The following is a 1316-nucleotide window of genomic DNA, read 5'->3' on the forward strand; positions in this document are numbered from 1 at the left end:
TTGGACCAGCTATGGACGCTTATCTCATCCCAATGAATGGCAAAGTTACAATAAATTTACCAGCAAAGTGACCATGAGTGGTGGTTTGGAACTGTTGGGAAATTCGTCGTTTAGCCTTATTCATAACAACGAAATATTCACCCGTTTAAGCACAAGCGGCAGCACATTGAAAGGACCGCTTAAGGTTGATGGAGATCTTGTTTATACGAAAGCGCAAGTGGATAAATTAATAGCTTCATTAGTCAAAAAACCAGTTGAAATTCTCATGACAGAAAGTGGTCCAGCTCCGATACCTGATGGTGTGAGAGATGATACGGATATTGAAGTATGGGCATGGGGTGGTGGAGGTGGAGGCGGTAATTATAAAGGCGGCGGCGGCGGTGGGGGCGGTTGTGTGCACAGGAAACTAAAAGGCTCACATCTGAAAGATCCACTCACCAGAAGTCCAAGACGCGTTATCATTGGTCGTGGTGGTAAAGGTTTTTATCCCGGTCAATCCGGTAATACTGCTGGTTCCGGTGGCTTTACACGTGCTTTAGACTTTATGATAGCAGGTGGAGGAGGTGGGGGTGCTGTTAATGGACATGAGAGCACAGGCGCTCTTGGCGGTGTTCAAGGAAATTCACCTGGTGGTTATGGAGGTGGTTACGCATCCAATAGCAGCAGTTCAAATGGACGTGATTCTATTTTCAATGGTGGTGGAGGTGGTAACTATGGAAACCGCGTAGGAGCTGGTGGAAGTGGTGGCAACTCTATTTTGGGTGGTGGAGGTGGTGCTAGCGGTGATAAAAACACACAAGTACAAGGAGGTTTGAGTGTAAAAGGAGGAAATGGTGGAGGAAGTTATGACAATAAATCTGGAGGAGGAGGTGGCTACTTTCCTGGAAAATCTGGTGAAGACGGTGGTGACGGTGGAGATGGAGCAGTGTTATTCAAGTTTTATCTCTAGGAGTTTTTCATGGAATATGCAGTTGTTGAAAATGGTGTCGTCACGAATATTATCGTAGCGTCAAAAGACTATGTTCATGCCTTTGAAGGTGAAGCAATCGCCTCAAGTGAGGCGCAAATTGGCTGGACTTATAAGGACGGTGTCTTTTCTCCTCCTGTGGTTGAGAACGAAAAGGCGTCTTTGTCTCCTGAAACATCAGAGCCAGATGTTCTCGTAGCATCTCTCAAAAAAACGGCAAATTTAGAAAGCTGAATAAATCCGAGTTTCTTAAGCCCTTTAAAAATGAATGGTTTGCTTTGGAACAATTGTTGTATGATGGTTGAAGTTTATAAAGGTCTTTTTTCTAAAGTCTCTTTAAAGCTCTTTT

At 44.4% G+C, this 1316-nt stretch carries 2 protein-coding genes; both read left to right on the forward strand.

Annotated features, from left to right (window positions below; genetic code table 11):
• Nucleotides 1–949, forward strand: a 949-nt coding sequence (locus tag BN338_RS12225) for a glycine-rich domain-containing protein (protein WP_039761420.1), incomplete at its 5' end; no start/stop codon positions are given.
• 9 nt (nucleotides 950–958) lie between these two features.
• Nucleotides 959–1201 carry a hypothetical protein gene (locus tag BN338_RS09280; protein ID WP_039761422.1) on the forward strand — a complete coding sequence of 81 codons (243 nt, stop codon included), beginning with the start codon at nucleotides 959–961 and terminating at the stop codon, nucleotides 1199–1201.
• Nucleotides 1202–1316: the final 115 nt, after the last annotated feature.

This window comes from Bartonella queenslandensis AUST/NH15 (genome assembly GCF_000312585.1).
In the GTDB taxonomy this organism is placed as follows: domain Bacteria; phylum Pseudomonadota; class Alphaproteobacteria; order Rhizobiales; family Rhizobiaceae; genus Bartonella; species Bartonella queenslandensis_A.